This is a genomic window from Achromobacter sp. SIMBA_011, assembly GCF_046535435.1.
Lineage (GTDB): Bacteria > Pseudomonadota > Gammaproteobacteria > Burkholderiales > Burkholderiaceae_B > Achromobacter > Achromobacter dolens.
In genome coordinates this window covers 1-228 of record NZ_JAWRWN010001370.1, presented here as the reverse complement: position 1 = coordinate 228, position 228 = coordinate 1, and the positions used below count along the sequence as shown (strand labels likewise).

The 228-nt window shown below is 68.0% G+C and carries 1 pseudogene; it reads right to left on the bottom strand.

Annotated elements, in window-relative coordinates:
• Positions 1 to 228 (bottom strand): annotated as a pseudogene (locus SB816_RS35540) (hypothetical protein); the annotation flags it as partial.

Below are 228 nucleotides of genomic sequence, written 5' to 3'. Positions count from 1 at the left end.
CGGCGCGTTTCGTCGGCGCTGATCTGCGCCAGCCCTTCAAGCGCGATCTGCTCGACCACGCGCTGCACGATCAGCGCGCGCAGATCGGCTTCGGTCTCGCCGCACACGCGCACCTGATGGTCGTCGAAGCTCAAGGTCGTCTGCGCGACGTCCGCATGCACCTGATCGCCATGTTGCGCGACGCCGAACGAGCGCCGCTCGCTCATCGCCATGCCGAGCACCGCGTAG